Origin of the sequence: Enterobacter cloacae complex sp. GF14B, from assembly GCF_004136805.1 — a bacterium.
In the GTDB taxonomy this organism is placed as follows: domain Bacteria; phylum Pseudomonadota; class Gammaproteobacteria; order Enterobacterales; family Enterobacteriaceae; genus Enterobacter; species Enterobacter hormaechei_C.
Map to the genome: position 1 here is coordinate 1 of NZ_QFRV01000265.1, position 1426 is coordinate 1426.

Annotated in this window: 2 protein-coding genes; both read right to left on the reverse strand. The window is 62.6% G+C overall.

The annotated features are described in order from the left end of the window. Positions 1-755 (reverse strand): ABC transporter permease (locus tag DD606_RS25180; RefSeq protein WP_139158378.1); only part of this gene is annotated, 755 nt, incomplete at its 3' end. After that, positions 752-1426 (reverse strand): ATP-binding cassette domain-containing protein (locus DD606_RS25185; RefSeq protein ID WP_139158379.1); only part of this gene is annotated, 675 nt, incomplete at its 5' end. The genes DD606_RS25185 and DD606_RS25180, both read right to left, overlap by 4 nt.

Consider the following 1426-nt stretch of genomic DNA (forward strand, 5'->3'; position numbering starts at 1 on the left):
CCAATACGCGAGGCCAGCAAAATCCCGCCCAGGCCCGCCAGCAGGGAGGCAATCACGTAGGCCGCCACCTTGTAGCGCGTGGTGCGAATTCCCGAGAGGCGCGCCGCTTCCGGGTTACCGCCAATGGCGTACATCCGACGACCGTGAGTGGTCAACGAGAGGCCAAGCTGCGCCAGCACCGTCACCACCAGCATGACGATCACGATAGTCGGTACCTGTCCCAGCAGGCTGAACGTCGCAGGGATGGTGCCTTCCGCCATGTCGCCGCTCGGCAGCACCATGTTCTCAGTAATCGACCCGCCGTAACTGTAGGTCATCGCCACGCCCTGGATGACAAACAGGCTGGCGAGGGTGGCGAGCATGTCCGGAATACGCAGGATGACGATCAGGAAAGCGTTAAACAGGCCGACCAGCGTGCAGAGCGCGAGAGTGATTACAATCGACTCGGTGGTGCCGAAGCCGTGCCAGACGAAGAGCGAAATCACCAGCGCGTTCGCCAGCGACGCGGTGGATCCCACCGAGAGATCGAACCCGCCGACGGTCAGGGAGATCGACACGCCGATGGCAATCACCGTCACGATGGCAATCGAGCGCAGAATGTTGATGATGTTGTTCGGATCGAGGAAGCTGTCCGACGCCAGGCCAAAGACGGCCACCAGCGCGACGACGGTCAGCAGCATGCCCCACTTGTAGAGAAAATCGAAAATCTGCTGACGGCCAGACGCCGCCGCGCTCACTGAAAGGGCCTTGCTCACGACGCCGTTCCTCCGGTTGAATAATAAAGTAGTGTCTCTTCACGGGCCTCGGCCCCGGCGATTTCCGCCACGATGCGCCCGTCCCACAGGACGCAGATGCGGTCGCACAGCCCGACCAGTTCGGCAAATTCGCCCGAGGCGTAAATCACCCCTTTGCCCTCGCGCGCCAGGCCGTCGATAAGCTGAAACAGATCGGTTTTGGCCTTCACGTCCACGCCTTTGGTCGGCTCGTCGAATATCAGCACGCTGGCGTCATTACGCAACCATTTACCGATGGCGACCTTCTGCTGGTTGCCGCCGGAGAGACGTCGCAAAACCTGCCCGGGACCGCGGGCGCGAACGCCGACGCGGGCGATCACCTCCTCCGCCCAGCGCCACGCCTGACGATGGCCGAACAGGCTCCAGCGCGAGAAGCTGTTATCGGCGCACACGGCAAGATTCATGCTCACCGTCTCGTCGATAAAAATGCCCTCTTTGCGCCGCTCTTCCGGCACCAGCGCCAGGCCGCGCAGCACCGAGTCTGCCGGAGCGCGCGGTTTCCAGGGCTGATGGTTCAGCTCGCCGTTCGCGACGCGGCTTTTACTGGCGCCAAACAGCGCCTTACAGAGTTCTGTTTTGCCCGCGCCCGCCAGCCCGGCAATGCCGAGAATTTCGCCCTTGCGCAGGTGCAG